This is a genomic window from Aquabacterium sp. G14, assembly GCF_037482285.1.
Classification (GTDB): Bacteria; Pseudomonadota; Gammaproteobacteria; order Burkholderiales; family Burkholderiaceae_C; genus Aquabacterium.
On sequence record NZ_JBBEYB010000002.1, the window covers coordinates 159,810 to 179,871 of the forward strand.

Annotated in this window: 20 protein-coding genes; 4 read left to right on the forward strand and 16 right to left on the reverse strand. The window is 61.8% G+C overall.

Annotated features, from left to right (window positions below):
* Positions 1–13: 13 nt before the first annotated feature.
* The 16 genes from era to WIT60_RS03175 form a co-directional block, all read right to left on the reverse strand.
* The gene (era, locus tag WIT60_RS03100) at positions 14–1,066 is read right to left on the reverse strand and encodes a GTPase Era (RefSeq protein ID WP_445207635.1); all 1,053 of its coding nucleotides are present in this window, start codon (positions 1,064–1,066) and stop codon (positions 14–16) included.
* Positions 1,067–1,104: 38 nt separating this feature from the next.
* Complete coding sequence (rnc, locus tag WIT60_RS03105) at positions 1,105–1,869, reverse strand: ribonuclease III (protein ID WP_339582489.1); 765 nt, start codon at positions 1,867–1,869, stop codon at positions 1,105–1,107.
* A 98-nt stretch (positions 1,870–1,967) separates the two neighbouring features.
* Positions 1,968–2,336 (reverse strand): DUF4845 domain-containing protein, encoded by a 369-nt coding sequence (locus WIT60_RS03110; RefSeq protein ID WP_339582490.1) that lies wholly within the window; start codon positions 2,334–2,336, stop codon positions 1,968–1,970.
* Between the two features lie 24 nt (positions 2,337–2,360).
* Entirely contained in the window at positions 2,361–3,332 is a 972-nt protein-coding gene (lepB, locus tag WIT60_RS03115; RefSeq protein ID WP_339582491.1) for a signal peptidase I, read from the reverse strand.
* On the reverse strand, positions 3,332–5,140 hold the full coding sequence (gene lepA / locus WIT60_RS03120) for a translation elongation factor 4 (protein ID WP_339582492.1): 1,809 nt from the start codon (positions 5,138–5,140) through the stop codon (positions 3,332–3,334). The genes lepB and lepA overlap by 1 nt, the downstream gene beginning before the upstream one ends.
* Before the next feature lie 402 nt (positions 5,141–5,542).
* Complete coding sequence (locus WIT60_RS03125) at positions 5,543–7,084, reverse strand: DegQ family serine endoprotease (protein WP_339582493.1); 1,542 nt, start codon at positions 7,082–7,084, stop codon at positions 5,543–5,545.
* Positions 7,085–7,229: 145 nt separating this feature from the next.
* Positions 7,230–7,967, reverse strand: coding sequence for a sigma-E factor negative regulatory protein (locus WIT60_RS03130; RefSeq protein WP_339582494.1), 738 nt, complete (start codon positions 7,965–7,967; stop codon positions 7,230–7,232).
* Positions 7,968–8,092: 125 nt separating this feature from the next.
* A complete protein-coding gene (gene rpoE, locus WIT60_RS03135; RefSeq protein WP_339582495.1) occupies positions 8,093–8,725 on the reverse strand; it encodes an RNA polymerase sigma factor RpoE in 633 nt (210 codons plus the stop codon).
* 710 nt (positions 8,726–9,435) lie between these two features.
* Positions 9,436–10,680 carry a beta-ketoacyl-ACP synthase II gene (gene fabF, locus WIT60_RS03140; protein ID WP_339582496.1) on the reverse strand — a complete coding sequence of 415 codons (1,245 nt, stop codon included), beginning with the start codon at positions 10,678–10,680 and terminating at the stop codon, positions 9,436–9,438.
* Positions 10,681–10,752: 72 nt separating this feature from the next.
* Positions 10,753–10,992 carry an acyl carrier protein gene (acpP, locus tag WIT60_RS03145; protein ID WP_300153313.1) on the reverse strand — a complete coding sequence of 80 codons (240 nt, stop codon included), beginning with the start codon at positions 10,990–10,992 and terminating at the stop codon, positions 10,753–10,755.
* A gap of 109 nt (positions 10,993–11,101) precedes the next feature.
* Positions 11,102–11,848, reverse strand: coding sequence for a 3-oxoacyl-ACP reductase FabG (fabG, locus tag WIT60_RS03150; RefSeq protein ID WP_339582497.1), 747 nt, complete (start codon positions 11,846–11,848; stop codon positions 11,102–11,104).
* Entirely contained in the window at positions 11,845–12,783 is a 939-nt protein-coding gene (fabD, locus tag WIT60_RS03155) for an ACP S-malonyltransferase (RefSeq protein WP_339582498.1), read from the reverse strand. Before fabD ends, fabG begins: the two co-directional genes overlap by 4 nt.
* Positions 12,784–12,844: 61 nt before the next feature.
* Positions 12,845–13,870, reverse strand: coding sequence for a beta-ketoacyl-ACP synthase III (locus WIT60_RS03160; protein ID WP_339582499.1), 1,026 nt, complete (start codon positions 13,868–13,870; stop codon positions 12,845–12,847).
* 11 nt (positions 13,871–13,881) lie between these two features.
* Complete coding sequence (gene plsX, locus WIT60_RS03165; protein WP_339582500.1) at positions 13,882–14,979, reverse strand: phosphate acyltransferase PlsX; 1,098 nt, start codon at positions 14,977–14,979, stop codon at positions 13,882–13,884.
* Positions 14,980–15,091: 112 nt separating this feature from the next.
* The gene (gene rpmF, locus WIT60_RS03170; RefSeq protein WP_290728134.1) at positions 15,092–15,274 is read right to left on the reverse strand and encodes a 50S ribosomal protein L32; all 183 of its coding nucleotides are present in this window, start codon (positions 15,272–15,274) and stop codon (positions 15,092–15,094) included.
* A 195-nt stretch (positions 15,275–15,469) separates the two neighbouring features.
* On the reverse strand, positions 15,470–16,081 hold the full coding sequence (locus WIT60_RS03175; RefSeq protein WP_339582501.1) for a YceD family protein: 612 nt from the start codon (positions 16,079–16,081) through the stop codon (positions 15,470–15,472).
* A gap of 36 nt (positions 16,082–16,117) precedes the next feature.
* Between WIT60_RS03175 and WIT60_RS03180 the strand changes: the two genes are divergently transcribed.
* The 4 genes from WIT60_RS03180 to WIT60_RS03195 all read left to right on the forward strand — a co-directional run bounded on the left by WIT60_RS03180 (position 16,118) and on the right by WIT60_RS03195 (position 20,045).
* The gene (locus WIT60_RS03180; RefSeq protein ID WP_339582502.1) at positions 16,118–16,762 is read left to right on the forward strand and encodes a Maf family nucleotide pyrophosphatase; all 645 of its coding nucleotides are present in this window, start codon (positions 16,118–16,120) and stop codon (positions 16,760–16,762) included.
* A gap of 13 nt (positions 16,763–16,775) precedes the next feature.
* Positions 16,776–17,597: an SAM-dependent methyltransferase gene (locus WIT60_RS03185; protein WP_339582503.1), complete on the forward strand. Its 822-nt coding sequence runs from the start codon at positions 16,776–16,778 to the stop codon at positions 17,595–17,597.
* A 120-nt stretch (positions 17,598–17,717) separates the two neighbouring features.
* Positions 17,718–18,212, forward strand: coding sequence for a DUF3429 domain-containing protein (locus tag WIT60_RS03190; protein WP_339582504.1), 495 nt, complete (start codon positions 17,718–17,720; stop codon positions 18,210–18,212).
* 27 nt (positions 18,213–18,239) lie between these two features.
* On the forward strand, positions 18,240–20,045 hold the full coding sequence (locus WIT60_RS03195) for a M61 family metallopeptidase (protein ID WP_339582505.1): 1,806 nt from the start codon (positions 18,240–18,242) through the stop codon (positions 20,043–20,045).
* Positions 20,046–20,062: the final 17 nt, after the last annotated feature.

Below are 20,062 nucleotides of genomic sequence, written 5' to 3' on the forward strand. Positions count from 1 at the left end.
CAACAACTGGCCTTTACTCGTAGCCGTAGGTGCGCAACCGCGCGTCGTCATCGGCCCAGCCCGAACGCACCTTCACCCAGATCTCCAGAAACACCTTGGAACCGATCAGTCGCTCCAGTTCGGTGCGCGCCTCGGTGCCAATGCGTTTGAGCTTTTCACCCTTGTCACCAATGATCATGCCCTTGTGCTGCTCACGCTCGACAATGATGGTGGCAGCGACGCGCACGAGGCCCGTCGACTTGGGCTTGCCGGGCAGCGGCGGCTCCTCCTTGTAGGAATCGATGACCACGGTCGAGGTATACGGCAACTCGTCACCGGTCAGACGGAACAGCTTTTCGCGGATCATCTCGCTGACCATGAAACGGTCAGTGCGGTCGGTGAGCGCCTCGGCGTCGTACCACCAGCCTTGCTCGGGCAGATAGCGACGCACCACATCGGCCAGGCGCTTGGCGTCCTCGTCCTTCGTGGCAGTGAGAGGGATGAACTCGGCGAACGGGTGGTGCCCCTGCATGGTCTGCAGCCAGGGGAACAGGTCCTCTCGGCGATGCACCGTGTCCAGCTTGTTGGCCACCAGAATGACGGGCTTGTCCTTGGGCAAGAGCGCCAGCACCTGCGCATCGTCTGGCCCATAGCGACCGGCCTCCACCAGGAACAGCACCACATCGACGTCTGACAAGGTGGCCTGCACCGTCTTGTTCAAATTGCGGTTCAGCGCGGCCGTGCCACGCACCGTGTGACGTGTCTGGAAGCCTGGGGTGTCGACGAACACGAACTGCGTATCGCCATCGGTTCGGATACCCGTGATGCGATGGCGCGTGGTCTGAGCCTTGCGAGAGGTGATGGACACTTTCTGGCCCACCAGCGCATTCAACAAGGTGGACTTGCCCACATTCGGACGGCCCACGATGGCGATCAGGCCACAGCGCTGCGTTTGTGGTTGCCCCCCTGGCGCGGCATCCCCCCCCTTACGTGCCATGGCGAGGTTGGACAGCATGGCGTCCAGCGATGGGTTGAGTTCATCGGTACCCGCGGTGGCTGGCGTGGATGCAGGGGTTTTCTTCGACATGGGATATGACGTTTCTCAGGAATCGCTCGGGAAGGGGCTCAGCCGTGTTGGGGCTTGCGAGATTTTTTGACCACAACTTTCGGGGCCGTTTTGCCTGTTGGCAATGCCTTGGACGGCAGGGATTGCAGATGCGCCATCGTCAACTCGGCCGCCGCTTGCTCGGCCGCACGGCGCGACAGCCCCTCGGCCTGCATGCTCAAAGACAACTCCGGCAGGTCACAAGCCACCACAAAGGTCTGCTCGTGCGCCTTGCCTCGCGTGGCCTGAATGCGGTAGGTCGGCACCGCCATCTTGCGCGCCTGCAGCCATTCCTGCAAGGCGGTCTTGGCGTCCTTGCGCCAAACCTCCATGGTGGATTCGGCCACCAGCGGCTCGAACAGGCGCAGCACGAGATCGCGGGCAGCATCGAACCCCGCGTCCAGATAGACAGCACCAATGATGGCCTCCAGCGCATCTGCCAGGATCGATGCACGCTGAGCCCCCCCGCCTTTGGCTTCACCCTCGCTCAAGCGCATGACGTCCGGCAAGCTCAGTTGCAACGCCAAACGATGCAAGGTGTCCTGCCGCACCAGGTGGGCACGAACGCGGGTCAGATCCCCCTCGTCGCTGCGATCGAAGCGTCGGTACAACAACGCCGAAACGCCCAAACTCAGCACGGCATCGCCCAGAAACTCCAAGCGCTCGTAGTGGTCAGCCCCAAAACTCTTGTGTGTGATCGCGCGGGAGAGCAGGCCCGGATCGGCAAACACGTGCCCCAGACGTTGCTGTAGGGCCTGCAAGGCAGGCGACAAGAGACGAGACATTTCAGGGCAGAGAAGAAGACAGGGCCAATGGGCCAGAAAGCAAATCGGGCCTGATCTCAGGCCCGGGAACCATTTTCAGCTTGATGCCAGCGGCGTGTTCAGCGAGAGCGCCCCTCGAACTTGATCAGCAGATACACCGGCTCGAACAGAGGGATCTCCTTGTCGTAAGCAAAGCGGATCACCACCTTCTCGTCTTCCTTGGTCACGTCCAGATCCTTGGCGGTGATGGAGGTCACGCCGTACTCGACAGAAGCGGCGCGCTCAAAGGCCGCGCGGATCTCCGGCACGGTCGAACCACCGGACTCGGAGATCTTGTTAACCATCGTGAGAATCGTACGGTATTCACTCACGGCCGGGAAAACTTTCATGGCCAAGAGCGCCACAGACGAGATCAACACGGCCCAGAACAGCAGACCGATCAGCGTGACACCCGACTGACGACGAGGAGAAGTGGAAGTACGAAGCATGACGGTCATCCTCTCAATCTTGAATCAATGAAAAAAGCCAATGCGCTTGATGTCGCCGAAATTCATCCAGATCACAAAGGCCTTGCCCACGATGTACTCATCTGACACAAAACCCCAGAACCGCGAGTCCTGTGAATTGTCGCGGTTGTCACCCAGCATGAAGTAGTGACCGGCCGGCACCTTGCACACCACTCCTTCGCCACTGTATCGGCAGTTGTCCTTGAAAGGGAAATCTTCGATCGCCTGCGGGGGCACAAAAGGCGGCCGGTCCTTGTCAACCAAGATGCGATGCGGCTGGCCGTCCAGCTGTTCGGTGTACTGCAAGGCATAGCGCAGGCTGTCCGGGTCATAAAACTCGGGCAGCGGCGTTTGCGCCACAGGCTTGCCATTGATGGTCAATTGCTTGTTGATGTAGGCCACCTCATCACCGGGCAAACCCACCACGCGCTTGATGTAATCCAGACTGGGATTGACGGGATATCGGAACACGATCACGTCGCCCCGCTGCGGGTCGTTGTTGGCGATGATTTTCTTGTTGATGACCGGCAGGCGCACGCCATAGTGGTACTTGTTGACCAGAATGAGGTCACCCACCATCAGCGTCGGGATCATCGAGCCTGAAGGGATCTTGAACGGCTCGAACAAGAAGGATCGCATCAGGAACACGGCGCAAATAACCGGGAACAGACCGGCGGTCCAGTCCAGCCACCATGGCTGCATCAGCAGGCGCTCGCGCGCAGCCGACACATCGCCATCAACCTGGGTGATGCCCTGCGCCGCCAGCTGGGCACGGCGTGCGTGATCCTGCTCCAGCAGCGATGCAGCCGCGGCTTCACGGGCCGGCTTGAACTTGTAGCGCTCGGCCAACCAGTACACCAGCGTGACCACGGTCATCAGGAACAGCAGCAACGAGAAGTTGCCCTGCCACTGACCGGTGTACCAGCCCCCCAGGTATGCGATCAAGATCGCATACAACACACCCGTGATCAAACTCATCAATCGTCCACTTGCAAAATGGCCAGGAAAGCTTCTTGCGGCACCTCGACAGCGCCAATCTGTTTCATGCGCTTCTTGCCAGCCTTTTGTTTTTCGAGCAGCTTGCGCTTACGGGTGATGTCACCACCGTAGCATTTTGCCAGCACGTTCTTGCGCAGGGCCTTGATGTTTTCGCGCGCAATGATGTTGCCACCAATGGCGGCCTGAATCGCCACGTCGTACATCTGGCGGGGAATCTGCTCACGCATCTTGGCCGCCACGGCCCGGCCACGGTATTGCGACTGCGCCCGGTGCACGATGATGGACAGCGCGTCCACCCGGTCGCCGTTGATCAGCAGGTCCACCTTGACCACGTCAGAAGCGCGGTACTCCTTGAACTCGTAGTCCATCGACGCATAACCACGCGAGACCGACTTGAGCTTGTCGAAGAAGTCCAGCACGATTTCGGCCAAGGGCATCTCGTAGGTCAGCATGACCTGGCGGCCGTGATAGGCCATGTTGAGCTGCACGCCACGCTTCTGGTTGGCCAGCGTCATCACCGGACCCACGTAGTCCTGCGGCATGTACAGGTGCACGGTCACGATGGGCTCGCGGATCTCCTTGATACGGGCCACGTCCGGCATCTTCGAGGGGTTCTCCACCTCGATGATGGTGCCGTCGTTCATCTCGACTTCGTAGACCACGCTGGGCGCGGTCGTCACCAGGTCCTGGTCGAACTCACGCTCCAGACGCTCCTGCACGATCTCCATGTGCAGCAAGCCCAGGAAGCCGCAGCGGAAGCCGAAGCCCAGCGCCTGAGAGACTTCCGGCTCGTAGCGCAGCGAGCTGTCATTGAGCTTGAGCTTCTCCAGCGCATCACGCAGCTGGTCGTACTCGCTCGACTCACTGGGGTACAGGCCCGCGAACACCTGCGGCTGGATTTCCTTGAAGCCGGGCAAGGCTTCGCTGGCCGGGCCTTCGTTGTTGGGCAGCTTCTTTTCGATGGTAATGGTGTCGCCCACCTTGGCGGCGGCCAGTTCCTTGATCCCGCAGATCACGAAGCCCACTTCGCCAGCCTTCAGTGCGGGGCGATCGGTCGCCTTGGGGCTGAACACGCCGAGGTGATCGGCGGGGTACACCGAGTTGGTGGCCATAAGGCGAATGCGCTCGCCCTTCTTCAACTGGCCGTCGACCACACGCACCAACATGACCACGCCCACGTAGTTGTCGAACCAGGCGTCGATGATCATGGCGCGCAGAGGGCCATCGGGATTGCCCTTGGGGGGCGGCATGCGGGCCACCACGGCCTCGAGGATGTCCTCCACACCCATGCCGGTCTTGGCGGAGCATGGGATGGCATCCGTGGCGTCAATGCCGATGACGTCTTCGATCTCGGCCTTCGCTCCATCCGGATTGGCCTGCGGCAGGTCCATCTTGTTGAGTACGGGCACCACTTCCACGCCCAGATCCAGCGCGGTGTAGCAGTTGGCCACGGTCTGCGCTTCCACGCCCTGGCTGGCGTCCACCACCAGCAGCGCGCCTTCGCACGCCGACAGCGAGCGGCTGACTTCGTACGAGAAGTCGACATGGCCAGGGGTGTCGATCAGGTTGAGGTTGTAGACCTTGCCGTCGCGGGCCTTGTATTCCAGGGCGGCGGTTTGCGCCTTGATGGTGATGCCGCGCTCTTTCTCGATGTCCATCGAGTCAAGCACCTGCGCTTCCATCTCACGGTCACTCAAGCCCCCGCAGCGTTGAATGATGCGGTCGGCCAGGGTCGATTTCCCATGGTCGATGTGCGCAATGATCGAGAAATTACGGATGTGATTCATAAAAAAAAGGCACGTGCAAAAGTGCGACGCGCCTTCCAACAAAAACGTATGGCAACTGCTTGTTGGGCTTTCATTGTATCGAATGCCCATCTCGAGAAAGCCGCGTCACAGCCCTCGACAAGGTCGTTGCGGACCCCCTGCCTCAACAATTCACAACTTATCAACAAGCCATTGTGGACAAGCCGACGAGGTGAAACGGACGGCTCTGAAGGGGGTGCGCCGGAGCCGCGATTGTAGCGACAAACAGCCCACTCCCCGGCGAGTTATCAACAGAGGCGGATGTCGCTGACTTGTCGGATCTTGCACAGCGACATGACACGACGCCCAACGCGCAAGACCCTGACCGACGGAGGGCCACCGATCAGGGTCAAACCCACCATTACCGGTAGGTGAAAAACGCCGTCATTGTGCGGGGCGAATGACCACGTACTGTGCCCATTCTCCGCGGCGCACCAACACACTGACGGGGCGTGATTTGTCGACCTTGGCAAGCGTCGCTTCGAACTGCTTCACATCGGCGACTTGCACGTTGGCAACCGACAGGATGACATCACCCGGTCGCAGTCCTGCACGCGCAGCCGGCCCCTGCACCTTCTCCACCAGCACGCCGCCGCTTTGACGCAGTTCACGCTTTTGTGCGGCGCTCAGGTCCGCCAGCGTCAAGCCCAGGGCATTGGCGGCCAGTTTGGCTGGGGACGCCTTCTCGGCCGTGCTGGGGGCGTCCAATTCCGCCACAGTGACCTTCAGATCTTTGTAATCGCCGCGACGGAACACCTGCACCGTGGAAGCAGTCCCGGGCTTGGTGGCTGCCACCAACCGCGGCAGATCTGCGACGCTCTCGATGGCGGTACCGTTGAAGCGGGTGATGATGTCGCCTGCTTCCAATCCCGCCTTGTCAGCAGGTGTCCCGGGCTCGACCCCTTGCACCAGCGCACCCATGGCCTTGCCCAAGCCAATGGATTCGGCCACTTCCTTGGTCACGGGCGCAATCGACACGCCGATGCGACCGCGCGTGACCTTGCCACTGGTGCGCAACTGATCGGCCACTTTCATGGCGTCATCGATGGGAATGGACAGAGAAATACCCATGAACCCACCCGAGCGGCTCAGGATCTGAGAGTTGATGCCCACGACCTCGCCGCGCATGTTGATCAGCGGCCCACCCGAGTTACCAGGGTTCACGGCCACATCGGTCTGGATGAATCGAATCTCCTCGCCCGTGTCACGCGCCTTGGCACTCACGATGCCAGCGGTCACGGTGTTCTCCAATCCGAAGGGGGTGCCGATGGCCATCACCCACTCACCCACCTTCAGACGATTGACGTCCCCCACACGCACAGGGGGCGGCAGCTTGCTGGCGTCGATCTTGAGGACCGCCACGTCCGTGCGCTTGTCGGCCCCCACCACCTTGGCCTTGAACTCACGCTTGTCTGTGAGATTGACGTACACCTCGTCGGCTCCGTCCACCACATGCGCGTTGGTCAGCACATAACCGTCCTGACTGACGATGAACCCCGACCCGAGCCCCCGCGGGCGCTCCTCCCCTTGCCCACCCTGCCCAGGGCGCGGTGTGCCGCGACGCGCATCCGGCTCGGGCAACGGCGTGCCAAAAAAGCGGCGGAAGAACTCCCGCATCTGCGCCTCGGCCTCGTCAGACTCCTCCCCCTGATCCCCTCCAACCCGTTGGGTGGTTCGAATGCTGACGACCGAGGGGCCGACCCGATCAACCAACTGTGTGAAATCGGGCAATCCCGTGACCAGCACGGGCGACTGGTTCGTTGGCGCAGCGATCTGGGGCGCTGCAGTGGGCTGCTGCGCCTGCGATGCATGCGGAAACAAGCTTGAACTCAAAACCAGCCCCACCGCCGACACCACGGCCCCGACGACGAGCGTGCGGCGCACCACCGATGACTTGGAAGATGCAGACTGTTGAGAAACCGACATGGGCAATCACCTCGTTGAAGCGGGAGTCACAAACGAAATCAACCGGAACCGTCTGGACCCCTTGGAAGCCAGATGGTTCACGGAAATATGGTCAATCAATGTAAAGCCAGGCCACCCGGTTGACAGAACCTCAACCGAAAGCGCATCAAGGCAGTTCGTACACCACGGCCTGACTCAAGGGGTGGTGAGAGGCAAACGCTGCCTCCTGCTGCGACGGGTGCCCGCGCATCAGCAAAGCCTGATCCAGACGCGGATCACGCATGAGCATGGCGCTGGGCCGTGCTGGCCGGCTGAACGAGTCCCCGGTCACACTCACCGAGGGCACGCCACCCGAAGCTGGCGCCAATGCGTTGGTCGCAACCAGGGCACTGGCCACCGGCACCACAGCCGCAACACCCAGAGCGGGATCAGTCTCCTGGGCGGCCAACTCGATGCGGGGCCCAGAAGACGCCAACACATCAGCAGGCACGGATGCATCCGGCGCCAAAGCGGACACCATGGCACCGACCACCATGACAAAACCTGCGGCCACCGCCGTGGGCCCCAGCCAGCGACGGCGCCGCAAAGCCGCCACCGGCGCCATCGGCTTGGTGCGGGCAGGCATGACAGTGCGAGCAGCAGCGGGCGCCAGCACCACAGGTTCATCAACCAGATTCGCACGCAGTTTCTGCAGGAAACGATCGCTGTCAGCCCCTTGCGCCAAATCGGCAGAGCGCATCACATCGCCCACCAACTGGTAATCACGCCAAGCGGCCCTCATCGCGGCATCGGTCTTCCACTCACGCAAGATCTGAGACAACTCATCAGGATGCGCCTGACCATCGACCAGCGCAGACAAGGCCTCATGGGCGGCATCGGTGTGACGGGAATGACGATCTGACATGGGGAGACTCCTGCTTCACATGGAGGGGGCGGTGCTGTGCGCATCGTTCGCCCGTCTGACCCTCATGCACCGCGAAAGTTCACTTAACTTTGCAATGGAGAAAGAGCACCGTATATGAAAGGGGCTCACCAGCGCTCACCCTGCCGGGCGTCAAGCAAGGGACGCAAACGCGCGGCGATCGCCTCACGCGCTCGGAAAATGCGCGAGCGCACGGTCCCGATCGGACAGTTCATCATTTCTGAGATCTCTTCGTAGCTCAACCCTTCAATTTCACGGAGGGTGATGGCTTGGCGAAGGTCTTCAGACAGCGCCTCGATGGCCGCATTCACCGCTTCGCCGATCTGTTGACTGGCCAACAGGGACTCTGGCGTCTCGCCAGTGGTCAACTCGTTTTCCACACGAGAGCCACCGTCCTCCTCTTCTGCCAGCGAAGCCATGGCCGACTCGGTCAACACGGGATCCCGCACCAGGCCGATCATGGCCTTCTTGGCCGTGTTCACTGCGATCCGATAAAGCCAAGTGTAGAAAGCGCTTTCGCCACGGAAATTTGGCAATGCCCGGTAGGCACGGATGAACGTCTCCTGTGCGATGTCTTCAACCAGATCCACATCGCGCACCATGCGCGCGATCAAACGTTCAATGCGTCGCTGGTACTTGACGACCAGCATCTCGAAAGCACGCTGATCACCCATCTGGACCCGCTCGACCAAAGGCGCATCCACATCCGGGGCGGGAATGGGAGGTTCAGTGTCACTCACGTCAGGTCCTTGACAACCTTGCTTGCGGTTACGGCATCACCATCCGAGGGCTGGGTGGTCATGAACGACTGTGATGATCCCCGCAAGGCAATTCCCGATGGCTGTCGATTGGACGCCCATGATGCCATCGCTGACCGAGGCCGGCCTGCCCCCCCCCCAACTGCGGTGGTCGCACGAGTGGGCAAGGCCATCAGGGTGCGAAAACGGTGAAGGTCTGGGCAGTGCCCAGCGCGCAGCCAGAACCAGCACCATGATGACGCTGCCCCGCCAAACGGCCGGACTTGGCACAGCAACCAGCCCTGGAAATCGAGCAGGCAACGCACCTCTGCAGGCACACCGTCGGGATGATCCAAACGCCAGCCACCAGCGGGCGGCTCGGCTTGCACAGGCCCCGCCCAGATGAGCGTCAACTCAGGCATCACGGCATGCCATCGCATCCAGGCGGCGCGACATTGCCGCCAAGCAACCCACACCACCGGGGCGCACACCAACAACACCCATGGTGATCGGCCGCCACGATGCACATCTTGCGTGATGGCCAGAACCCAAGCCAGGGACAAAAAGCCCAGCCCGAGCAAGCTCACCGCGCCCGCGATGCGTACCGCAGGCAAATGGGCAACCCCTGACGGCAAGCGCCAGACGCACGGAGCAAGCAGAGGAGACGGCGCCATGGCAGGCAGACACGGGCGCATGGCGCCCGCATCAAAGGGTCAGACGCGCTTGAAAACCAACGAACCGTTGGTGCCGCCGAAGCCAAAGTTGTTCTTCACGGCGGCGTCAATCGTCATCTCACGAGCGGTGTTGGCGCAGTAGTCCAGATCGCACTCGGGGTCTTGATTGAAGATGTTGATGGTGGGAGGCGAGACCTGATTGTGGATGGCCAGCACAGTGAACACCGACTCGATGCCGCCCGCACCACCCAGGAGGTGACCGGTCATCGACTTGGTCGAGTTGACCACCAACTTCTTGGCACTGTCACCGAAGGCGGCCTTGATGGCATTGGTTTCGTTGACATCGCCCAGCGGTGTGGAAGTGCCGTGCGCGTTGAGGTACTGCACCTGATCGGTGTTCAGGCCTGCATTGCGCAGCGCGTTCAGCATGGACCGGCGCGGGCCGTCTACGTCCGGGGCGGTCATGTGGTACGCGTCACCGCTCATGCCAAAACCAGCCAACTCGGCGTAGATCTTGGCGCCACGCGCCTTGGCGCTTTCGTACTCTTCGAGCACCATGACACCGGCGCCCTCGCCCAGCACGAAGCCGTCGCGGTCCTTGTCCCAGGGGCGCGAGGCCGTCTTGGGATCGTCGTTGCGGGTGGACAGCGCGCGGGCCGCAGCAAAGCCACCGACGCCCAGCGGCGACACAGTGGACTCGGCGCCACCGGCCACCATCACATCGGCATCACCGCACTCGATCATGCGCGCGGCCAGACCGATGGCGTGCAGACCAGTGGTACAAGCAGTGACCACACCAATGTTGGGGCCCTTGAAACCAAACTGGATCGAGACATGGCCCGAGATCATGTTGATGATCGAAGCGGGCACAAAGAACGGAGAAATGCGACGCGGGCCGCGCTCCATGTAGTCCTTGTGGGTTTGCTCGATCATGGGCAGGCCACCGATGCCGGAGCCCACCATGACACCGATGCGCTCAGCGACTTCCGGTGTCAGAGCCTCGCCCGTGGGCAGGCCTGCATCACGGACGGCTTGCATCGAAGCAGCCAGGCCGTAATGGATGAAGGTGTCCATGTGACGAGCTTCTTTACCGGGGATGTAGTCCTCGATGTTGAAGCCCTTGACCTCGCCTGCAAACTGGCAGGCTAACGCCGAGGCGTCGAATTTGGTGATGGTTTGAATGCCTGACTGGCCTGCAACCAGGTTCGACCAGGAATCCTGAACATTGTTGCCCACAGGGGTAACCAGGCCCAGGCCTGTGACGACGACGCGACGACGGGTCATGCTTGCGTAGGTAATAAAGGTTGGATTCGATGCGAACAAGGCCCCGAAGGGCCTTGGCATTGCTCAGTAGGCTTAGGCCTTGCTGTGAGCCTTGGCGTAGTCGATCGCCAGTTGAACGCTGGTGATCTTCTCAGCTTCTTCATCCGGGATTTCGATGCCGAACTCGTCTTCGAGGGCCATCACCAGTTCAACGGTGTCCAGGGAGTCAGCGCCCAGGTCGGCCACGAAAGCCTTCTCAGGGGTAACTTCCGACTCGGCCACACCGAGTTGTTCTGCAATGATTTTCTTGACGCGTGCTTCGATATCGCTCATGACTCCTCCAGGAGGTGGTGCAAACAAACTAGGGATTTTACCGGCTCAACGTGTCGACACGTTGACCGATGTGAAAAAGGAATTGAGATTCCCCAGAATCATCTCAAATTCAATTCATGAACATGCCGCCGTTGACATGCATCTCTTGACCGGTCACGTAACCGGCCTGAGGCGATGCCAGATAAGCCACGGCCTCGGCGATGTCTTCAGGCTGCCCCAGGCGCCCCAACGGAATCTGGGTCTTGAGGGAGGCATACTGCTCTTCTGACAGGGCCTTGGTCATGTCGGTGTCGATGAAACCAGGGGCCACGCAGTTGACAGTGATGTTACGGCTGCCCAGCTCGCGCGCCAAGGCGCGGGTCATGCCGGCCACGCCAGCCTTGGCGGCTGCGTAGTTGGCCTGACCGGGGTTGCCGCTGGCGCCCACCACCGAGGTGATGTTGACGATGCGGCCGTAGCGCTGCTTCATCATCGGGCGCATCACGGCACGGCTCATGCGGAAGACCGCCTTGAGGTTGGTGTCGATGACGGCATCCCAGTCTTCGTCTTTCATGCGCATGGCCAAGGTGTCACGGGTGATGCCCGCATTGTTGACCAGGATGTGCAGGGCGCCGTGCTCCTTGACGATGGCGTCCAGCGTGGCCTCGACGGCCGCGGCATCTGTGACATTCAGCACGACGCCTTTGGAGCCCTCGTAGGCAGACAGACCCTCGGTGATGGCCTGGGCACCGCTTTCGGTGGTGGCCGTACCGATGACTTTGACACCACGCTGGGCCAGGGCCACGGCGATGGCACGGCCGATACCGCGGCTGGCGCCCGTCACCAGGGCGATTTGTCCTTTGTAGTCGGTGCTCATGCCAGCAGACCCTTCGCTTCGGCCAGGGAGGCCGGATCAAAAATGGTGGTGGTGACCAGGTCACCGTCGATGCGCTTGACCATGCCAGCCAGCACCTTGCCAGGGCCGCATTCGATCACATGGGTCAGACCGCGGGCCTTGAGGGCCTGGATGGTTTCCACCCAACGCACCGGACCGAAGGCCTGACGATACAGCGCATCGCGCAGGGCGTCGGCTTCGGTGACCACGGCCACATCGATGTTGTTGAGCACGCTGATGGCGGGCACGGCAAACGGGGTGGCAGCCAGCTTGTCCTTCAGGCGCTCGGCAGCCGGCTTCATCAGGCTGGAATGGAACGGGGCCGACACCGGCAACGACAGCGCACGCTTGGCGCCGGCAGCCTTCAGCACCTCGCAGGCCTTCTCGACCGCGGCCTTGGTGCCGGCGATCACGGTCTGCTTGGGGTCATTGAAGTTGACAGCTTCGACCGGCTCGCCCACGGCGGCTGAGGCCTCAGCACAGCCGACCTTCACGGCCTCGGCGTCCAGGCCCAGGATGGCGGCCATGCCGCCCACGCCCACGGGAACCGCCTCTTGCATGGCCTGGGCGCGGAAGCGCACCAGAGGCAGCGCGTCCTTCAGCGTCAAAGCGCCAGCGGCCACCAAGGCGCTGTACTCACCCAGAGAGTGCCCTGCCACCACAGCCGGCACCAGGCCGGTTTCGGCTTGCCAGGCGCGCCAGCAGGCCACACCGGCCGTCAGCATGACAGGCTGGGTGTTGGTGGTGAGGTCCAGGGTTTCCTTGGGACCTTCGGCAATCAGCTTGCCGATGTCTTCGCCCAAGGCGTCAGACGCTTCAGCCAGGGTGTCACGCACGGCAGCGTGGCCTTCCCAGGCATTGAGCATGCCCACAGCCTGGGAGCCCTGGCCGGGGAAAACGAATGCAAATGCGGTCATGTGTGCAAATGTCCTTGTGATGGATTCAACGGTGGCAGCGCGCGGCGGTCAAGCCCGGTGGTCAGTAGTCCACCAGTACAGCACCCCAGGTAAAGCCGCCCCCCACGCCTTCCAGCATGAGGGTCTGGCCGCGCTGAACCTGACCACTGCGCACCGCATGGTCAAGCGCCAGCGGGATGGAGGCCGCCGACGTGTTGCCGTGCTGGTCCACCGTCACCACTACCTTATCAGGAGAAAGTTTCAGCTTCTTGGCGGTGCCCTGCATGATGCGCAGGTTGGCCTGGTGCGGGATCAACCAGTCGATGCATGAAGCATCGCGGCCAGCCTTGGCAAGCACCTCGTGAGCGGCCTTGTCGAGCACGCTCACCGCCAGTTTGAACACCGCTTGGCCGTCCATTTTCAGGGTCGGGTCGCCGAGGATCGAGCCGCACGCGATGGTGCCGGGCACGTTCAGGATGTGGGAAAACTGGCCATCAGCATGCAAACATGTTGACACGATGCCAGGTTGCTCGGAAGCCTCCAACACCACGGCCCCTGCCCCGTCGCCGAACAGCACGCAGGTGGTGCGGTCCTTGAAGTCGAGCAGGCGGGAGAACACCTCGGTGCCAATGACGAGTGCGCGACGCGCCGAGCCACTGCGGATCAATGAGTCGGCCACCGTGAGCGCGTAAATGAAGCCGGAGCAGACGGCCTGCACGTCGAAGGCGGGGCAGCCCTGGATGCCGAGGTCGCGCTGAATGAGGCAAGCCGTCGACGGGAAGACCATGTCCGGCGTCGAGGTGGCGCAGATGATCAGGTCGATGTCGGAGGCTTGCACGCCAGCTGCGTCAATAGCTTGACGCGCTGCAGCCAGACCGAGGTGGCTGGACGAGACCGCCGGATCGGCGAAATGACGCGCCCGGATACCGGTGCGCTCGACGATCCAGTCGTTGGAGGTTTCGATGCCGTCCTGCGCCAGGCGGGCCACCATGTCTTCATTGGTGACCCGATTGGGAGGCAGGAAGCTGCCGGTGCCGGCAATGCGGGAATAACGTGCGCCCGCAACTGGCGATGAGGTGGTTTGTGTGCCTGTCTGGCCTGATGACATTGGAAAAGGGATCAGGCCCCGCGCCCAGCCTCTGCCCCATCACTCAAGGCACCCGCTGGTGGCAGGCTGTCGAGTGTGGCTGCAATCTGGTCGTGAACCCGCTCCAGCAGTCGATGACGGGCCGCATCATAAGCCCGATTTAACGCGACCTCAAAGGCCAGCTTGTCCGAAGATCCATGACTCTTGAACACCAGACCCCGCAAACCGAGCAGCGCGGCACCGCTGTAGCGCCGGTGGTCCACACGCTTTTTGAAGCGATTTAGCACCGGCATCGCGATCAAAGCGATCACTTTAGAACCCAATGTGCGCGTGAACTCCTGCTTGATGAAGGAGGCAAACATGCCCGCCAAGCCCTCTGCGGTCTTCAAAGCCACGTTGCCAACGAAGCCGTCGCAGACCACGATGTCGGACGTTCCTTTGAAAATATCGTTGCCTTCAACATTGCCATGGAAGTTGATCAATCCCCGATCTGAGGCCTTGCGCAACAGTTCACCGGCTTCCTTGATGACCTCGCTGCCTTTGATGACCTCTTCGCCGATGTTCAACAGACCCACACTGGGACTGTCCTTGCCGTCGACCGCAGAAACGAGCGCACTGCCCATCACAGCGAATTGCAGAAGGTGTTCAGCGGTGCAGTCGACGTTGGCACCCAAATCCAGCACGGTGGTGAAACCATCGTTTTGGTTGGGCATGACAGTGGCCAGCGCGGGGCGGTCAATGCCCTCCACCGTCTTAAGCAGGTAACGCGCCACCGCCATCAGGGCGCCGGTGTTGCCCGCGGACACGCAAGCTTGAGCGGCTGCCGGAACATCTCCCGAAGCCTTGACCTGGCTGATGGCCACACGCATGGACGAATCTTTTTTGCGGCGCAGCGCCACTTCGACCGAATCTTCCATGGTGACCACCTCACTGGCCGGCACGATCGTGGCACGAGCCCAATCTTTGGCTGGCGCCAAGGCTTCCGGCAAACCGACCAGCAGCAGCTCGGCCTCCGGATGCTTGTCGAGGAAGGCGCGGCAAGCAGGCAGGGTCACGGACGGGCCATGGTCGCCCCCCATGCAGTCCACAGCAAGGCGAACAGGCGTCAGGGCAGAAACGGTAGCAGTCATGAGGAACGCGGACAAAAAGGGAGGCGGCAATAGAAAAAGGCTGGCAAGCCGATGATCGGTTTGTCCAGCCTTTTGCGGCTTGCGTCACGCCCGGACGTGCCGGGCAGACTGATCAGGCGTCAGCCTTGGTCTTCAGGACCTTGCGACCACGGTAGAAACCGGTGGCGCTGATGTGGTGACGCAGGTGGGTTTCACCGGTGGTGGCTTCAACGGCCGTGCCCGGGGTCACCAGTGCATTGTGCGAGCGGTGCATGCCACGCTTGGAGGGCGATTTCTTGTTTTGCTGAACGGCCATGATGGAACTCCGATAAACGGGCTTCAGGCAGCCCGTGGGTTGTCAGACCACACCGTCACCAGCTTCAAGAGGGTGAAAACCGCCTCTGGATACTGGCCGCCTTGCAGTCCGCAAGTGTTAAGGAAAAGTATTGATTTGATTCCGGCCTACCCGGAAAGCTTGCAATTCTAGCACGAGACAGGTCGTGTCGACAAATTACTTGCCATCCTTTTTCAGAGCAGCCAACACTGCAAAGGGATTGGGGCGTCCTGAGGCAGTGGTGGCGGAAGCATCTGCGGCCGCTTCGGCAGGTTCAGGTGCAGCGCCTGGTACCGGTGTTTCGGCGTCATTGTGCATCAAGGTGCTCACATCGGTCGGACACACGTCATGACGCGGCACGATGGGCTGCGCCATGATGAGCTCGTCTTCCACCAGTTCAAGCAGATCGAAAACGCGAGACAGGGCCAGCACATCCTCGTCGGACTCGGCGTCGAGTGCGGCAGCCTCCGCTTCGTCCTTGGCAAACCGGATGCTGCGAGACACATGCACCGACTCCGTGACGGGCTGCAGGCAACGCTGACACTCCCACGCCAACACGGCCCGCGCCTCCAAATCCAGCCACATCTGAGGTGGGCTCATGCGCTGGGGCACCAGGCGCCCTTGGGCAGACCAGGTGACGTGCGGCAGACTGGTCAAGTCAAAATCCGGGCAAAGCCCCTCGCTCAAACGCGGAAGCTCACCCACAGGCAAATCCCCCGAGAGTGCCTCGCCCGACTCCAGGAAGGCCCCCATGTCCAGTTTGCGGGGAACAAAAGTACGTGCTTTCATGGCCGCCAGTGTAGAGGCTGCGAGGACAATGGTGGCATGCACGCTGTTTTGCCCCCCACCCCATCCCCCACACACCCGTCACCTCGTCTGGTACTGGGTTCGACTTCCCCATATCGCCGCGAGTTACTGGCGCGGTTGCAATGGCCATTTGAGGTCAAGTCACCCGAGGTGGATGAACGCCCCCTGGCTGGCGAAGCGCCAGTGCAGACCGCATTGAGGCTGGCGACCTTGAAGGCGCGGGCTGTGGCACAACAGTGCGAAGGCGATGCGGTGGTGATTGGGTCTGACCAGGTGGCCGATCTGGCGGGGCAGGCCTTGGGCAAGCCGGGCAACCATGCGCGCGCCAAGGCTCAGTTGCAAGCCATGCGGGGCCAGACGGTGCGCTTTCACACGGCTGTGTGCGTGAAGCGCGCCGCCACCGGCTTTGAGCAGACAGCACTTCACACGGTGGCGGTGCAATTCCGCGCACTCAGCGACGAAGCGATCGAGACCTATCTACGCCTGGAGCAGCCGTATGACTGCGCCGGCAGCGCCAAATGCGAAGGGCTGGGGATTGCACTGCTGGAGCGCATTGACTCCGACGACCCCACGACGCTGGTGGGCTTGCCACTGATCGCCACGACCGGACTGCTCCACGCTGCGGGACTGAATGTCCTGGACCGCCCTCACCTTTTTGAATGAACCACATTGCGCCATGCCTTTGAATGACACATCTGTCAGCCCTGCACAGAAAAAAGGGCGCCTGCTGCTGATCCCCAACACACTGGATCTGGGGTGCACGGGGGAGCCAGGTGAGGGCCCCTTGCCCGACCTGCGTGAGGTGTTGCCCCTCGGTGCCTTGCAAGCAGCGGCCGGGCTGCGTTACTGGGTGGCAGAAAACGCCAAGACCACCCGCGCCTTTCTCAAACGTGTGGCAGAGGTACAAGCGTTGCTCACGCCCATTCAGGAGCAAGACATTCAAGTGCTGCCTCGGCCGCCCAAGGGGGGGCAGAAGAAGCCGGGCAGTGGGCAAGATCAGGCGGTACGTGCCTTGTTGGCCCCGGCCCTGGCTGGACATGATGTGGGGCTGATCTCGGAAGCTGGCTTACCCGCGGTGGCAGATCCCGGCTCAGCGGTCGTGCTGGCGGCACACCGCGCCGGCATTGAGGTGGTGCCCTTTGCTGGCCCCAGCTCTCTGGTGCTGGCTTTGGCCGCCAGCGGTCTGCATGGACAGAGTTTCGCCTTTGTAGGCTATCTGCCAGTGGAAGCCAGTCAGCGTGTGCAACGCATCAGGGAGCTGGAGCTGCTTTCGCGCAAGAGCCACCAGACCCAGCTGGTGATCGAGACGCCCTACCGCAATGCCGCACTGTGGCAAGCATTGGTGCAGCACCTGCAGCTCGACACCCTGCTGAGCGTGAGTTGCGGCCTGACTCTGGCGGATGGCTGGAGCCGCACTGCGACAGTGGAGCAATGGCGCAAGCGCCCTTTGAATCTGCCAGACAAGGTTCCGGCTGTGTTCAGCTGGCTGGCTTCATGACGCGGTCAAGCTCGGGCGCGATGCAGGCCATCGTCCTGCACAACGCTCAGGATTGGCTCTTCTTGCCACAATGACGGGCAACGTTTTTTCATTCACCGCTTCCTGACAGGTTTGTCTGCCATGTCTTCCGCTTCTGCCCCCCTGCCCGCCCACCACCATGCCGAGCCAGGCCCGCTGGCCCGACGCCTGGGTTACCTTGGCTTGCTGCCTTTCATCGCCGGCGCCCTGTTTGTGTGGCTGCTGGGCACACGCATGGATGATGACCCGTTCTTCTTCGTGGTGCGTGGCCTCACCGCCTACGCTGCACTGGTGGTGTCCTTCCTGGGCGGACTGCACTGGGGAATGCTGATGTGGCAGTCGGGCGTCGGCGCCCCAGAATCCAGCTTGCATCAACGTGCGCTGTGGGTGGGTATTGCCTACTCATTGGCGGGCCTGGTGGCTGTGGTGATGCCCCCCTACGCGGGCTTGGCACTGATTGGCTTTGTGCTGATTGCCTGCTATTTGATCGACCGCAAGCTGTATCCCGCCATGGGCACTGCAGGCTGGCTGACCCTGCGTTTTCGTTTGACCGTGGTGGCCAGCCTGTGCTGCTTCCTTGCCGCAGCCCAGATCTGAACGTCACCGCCAGTACGCGCACTTGTCATGATTGATTTCCGCATTGAAGTGGGCAACGCCCACACCCATCGATTCCAAGTCACGATGCGCATGGCCCGCCCCCAACCGGGTCAGGTTGTGAGCCTGCCAGTGTGGATTCCCGGGAGTTATCTGGTGCGGGAGTTCGCTCGGCATCTGTCACCGATCGCTGCCACGCAAAACGGGGCATCGGTACCTGTCGCGCCCCTGGACAAATGCACATGGCGTGTCGAGAACACCGGAACGGGCCCATTGACCTTGCGCTACGAGGTCTACGCATTCGATACCTCGGTGCGCACGGCGTTTTTGGATGCGCGACGGGGCTTCTTCAACGGCACCAGCGTGTTCCTCAAAGCCGAGGGATTCGAATGCCAGGCCCAGCGCGTGAAGATCACCGGTCTGCCCAAGGGCTGGCGCGTGGCAACGGCCATGCCTGCCGTGAAAGTGAATGCGCAAGGGCTGGGCGACTACGAGGCACCAGATTACGACACACTGATTGATCACCCGGTCGAACTGGGCACGTTCTGGCATGGTGAGTTCACGGTGCGCGGTGTGCGGCACGAGTTCGTCGTGGCGGGCGCCACGGACGACTTTGATGGCCAACGCCTGTTGGACGATACCCAGCGCATTTGCGAGGCCCAGATCAGCTTCTGGCATGGTCGCCGCAAGGTGCCATTCACGCACTATGTGTTCATGCTCAATGTCGTGGACGACGGCTATGGCGGTCTGGAGCACCGTCAGAGCACGGCCTTGATTTGTGGACGGCGTGACCTGCCGCGACGAGGTCACGCGCTGAACAAGGACAGCTACACCACTTTGCTGGGTCTGATCAGCCATGAGTACTTCCACACATGGAATGTGAAGCGGCTCAAGCCGGTGGAGTTTGCGCCTTACGACTACACGCAGGAGAACCACACCCGCATGCTGTGGTTCTTCGAGGGCTTCACTTCGTACTACGACGATCAGTTCTTGCTGCGCACCGGCCTGGTCGACCCAAACACTTACCTGAAGTTGCTGAGCAAGACCATCAACCAGGTGCTCGCCACGCCTGGGCGCCTGGATTACAGCGTGGCGCAGGCGAGTTTCGATGCCTGGACACGTTACTACCGCCAGGATGAAAACACCGCCAATGCCACGGTGAGCTACTACACCAAGGGAGCGTTGGTGGGCTTGGCACTGGACCTGACCCTGCGCCAACTGCCATCCACGACCGAATTGGGCGCAGGCCCCACGCTGGATGGCGTGATGTTGCGTTTGTGGAAACTGGGGCGTCCCATCACCCAGGATGATGTGGCTCAGGCGCTGGCCGATGAGGCAGGGCACCCTCCGCCGACATCCGTATTCGCTTCACCCCATGGGGCTGACATGCCAAACTGTTGGCGTGCCTTGCTCGACAACTGGACCGAGGGATGCGAAGACCTGCCCCTGGCGACCTTGTTGCGCACGCAGGGCGTGGACTGGCACACGCAAGCAGGCAGCTTGGCTCAGCGGCTGGGTGCACGCATCGGAGAGCGTGGCGGGGTCCAACAGGTACTGGCCGTCATGCACGGCAGCGCGGCCGAGCAGATGGGGTTGAGTGCTGGCGATGAATTGCTGGCGTTGGGCGAATGGCGCATCAAGCGTGCCGAGGACCTCGCCCAATGGCACGACGCCAGCCGGCCTCAGACGCTGCTGGTCTGCCGCGATCAACGCGTGCTGAGCCTGACCCTGCCGGTGCTGCCAAACACGGGCGGGGAAACCGTGGCCCTGGCTCTGGCGAACGACCCAGTGGATGAGCAAGCGCTCGCGCGCCGCGCCAACTGGCTGAAGGTCTGAGCCGCCGAGGCGCCAGC

Excerpts from the sequence above, each read along its gene's own strand:
- era (WP_445207635.1), bottom strand. The coding sequence starts at position 1,066 with ATGTCGAAGAAAACCCCTGCATCCACGCCAGCCACCGCGGGTACCGAT.
- rnc (WP_339582489.1), bottom strand. The coding sequence starts at position 1,869 with ATGTCTCGTCTCTTGTCGCCTGCCTTGCAGGCCCTACAGCAACGTCTG.
- WIT60_RS03110 (WP_339582490.1), bottom strand. The coding sequence starts at position 2,336 with ATGCTTCGTACTTCCACTTCTCCTCGTCGTCAGTCGGGTGTCACGCTG.
- lepB (WP_339582491.1), bottom strand. The coding sequence starts at position 3,332 with ATGAGTTTGATCACGGGTGTGTTGTATGCGATCTTGATCGCATACCTG.
- lepA (WP_339582492.1), bottom strand. The coding sequence starts at position 5,140 with ATGAATCACATCCGTAATTTCTCGATCATTGCGCACATCGACCATGGG.
- WIT60_RS03125 (WP_339582493.1), bottom strand. The coding sequence starts at position 7,084 with ATGTCGGTTTCTCAACAGTCTGCATCTTCCAAGTCATCGGTGGTGCGC.
- WIT60_RS03130 (WP_339582494.1), bottom strand. The coding sequence starts at position 7,967 with ATGTCAGATCGTCATTCCCGTCACACCGATGCCGCCCATGAGGCCTTG.
- fabF (WP_339582496.1), bottom strand. The coding sequence starts at position 10,680 with ATGACCCGTCGTCGCGTCGTCGTCACAGGCCTGGGCCTGGTTACCCCT.
- acpP (WP_300153313.1), bottom strand. The coding sequence starts at position 10,992 with ATGAGCGATATCGAAGCACGCGTCAAGAAAATCATTGCAGAACAACTC.
- fabG (WP_339582497.1), bottom strand. The coding sequence starts at position 11,848 with ATGAGCACCGACTACAAAGGACAAATCGCCCTGGTGACGGGCGCCAGC.
- fabD (WP_339582498.1), bottom strand. The coding sequence starts at position 12,783 with ATGACCGCATTTGCATTCGTTTTCCCCGGCCAGGGCTCCCAGGCTGTG.
- WIT60_RS03160 (WP_339582499.1), bottom strand. The coding sequence starts at position 13,870 with ATGTCATCAGGCCAGACAGGCACACAAACCACCTCATCGCCAGTTGCG.
- plsX (WP_339582500.1), bottom strand. The coding sequence starts at position 14,979 with ATGACTGCTACCGTTTCTGCCCTGACGCCTGTTCGCCTTGCTGTGGAC.
- rpmF (WP_290728134.1), bottom strand. The coding sequence starts at position 15,274 with ATGGCCGTTCAGCAAAACAAGAAATCGCCCTCCAAGCGTGGCATGCAC.
- WIT60_RS03175 (WP_339582501.1), bottom strand. The coding sequence starts at position 16,081 with ATGAAAGCACGTACTTTTGTTCCCCGCAAACTGGACATGGGGGCCTTC.
- WIT60_RS03180 (WP_339582502.1), top strand. The coding sequence starts at position 16,118 with ATGCACGCTGTTTTGCCCCCCACCCCATCCCCCACACACCCGTCACCT.
- WIT60_RS03185 (WP_339582503.1), top strand. The coding sequence starts at position 16,776 with ATGCCTTTGAATGACACATCTGTCAGCCCTGCACAGAAAAAAGGGCGC.
- WIT60_RS03190 (WP_339582504.1), top strand. The coding sequence starts at position 17,718 with ATGTCTTCCGCTTCTGCCCCCCTGCCCGCCCACCACCATGCCGAGCCA.
- WIT60_RS03195 (WP_339582505.1), top strand. The coding sequence starts at position 18,240 with ATGATTGATTTCCGCATTGAAGTGGGCAACGCCCACACCCATCGATTC.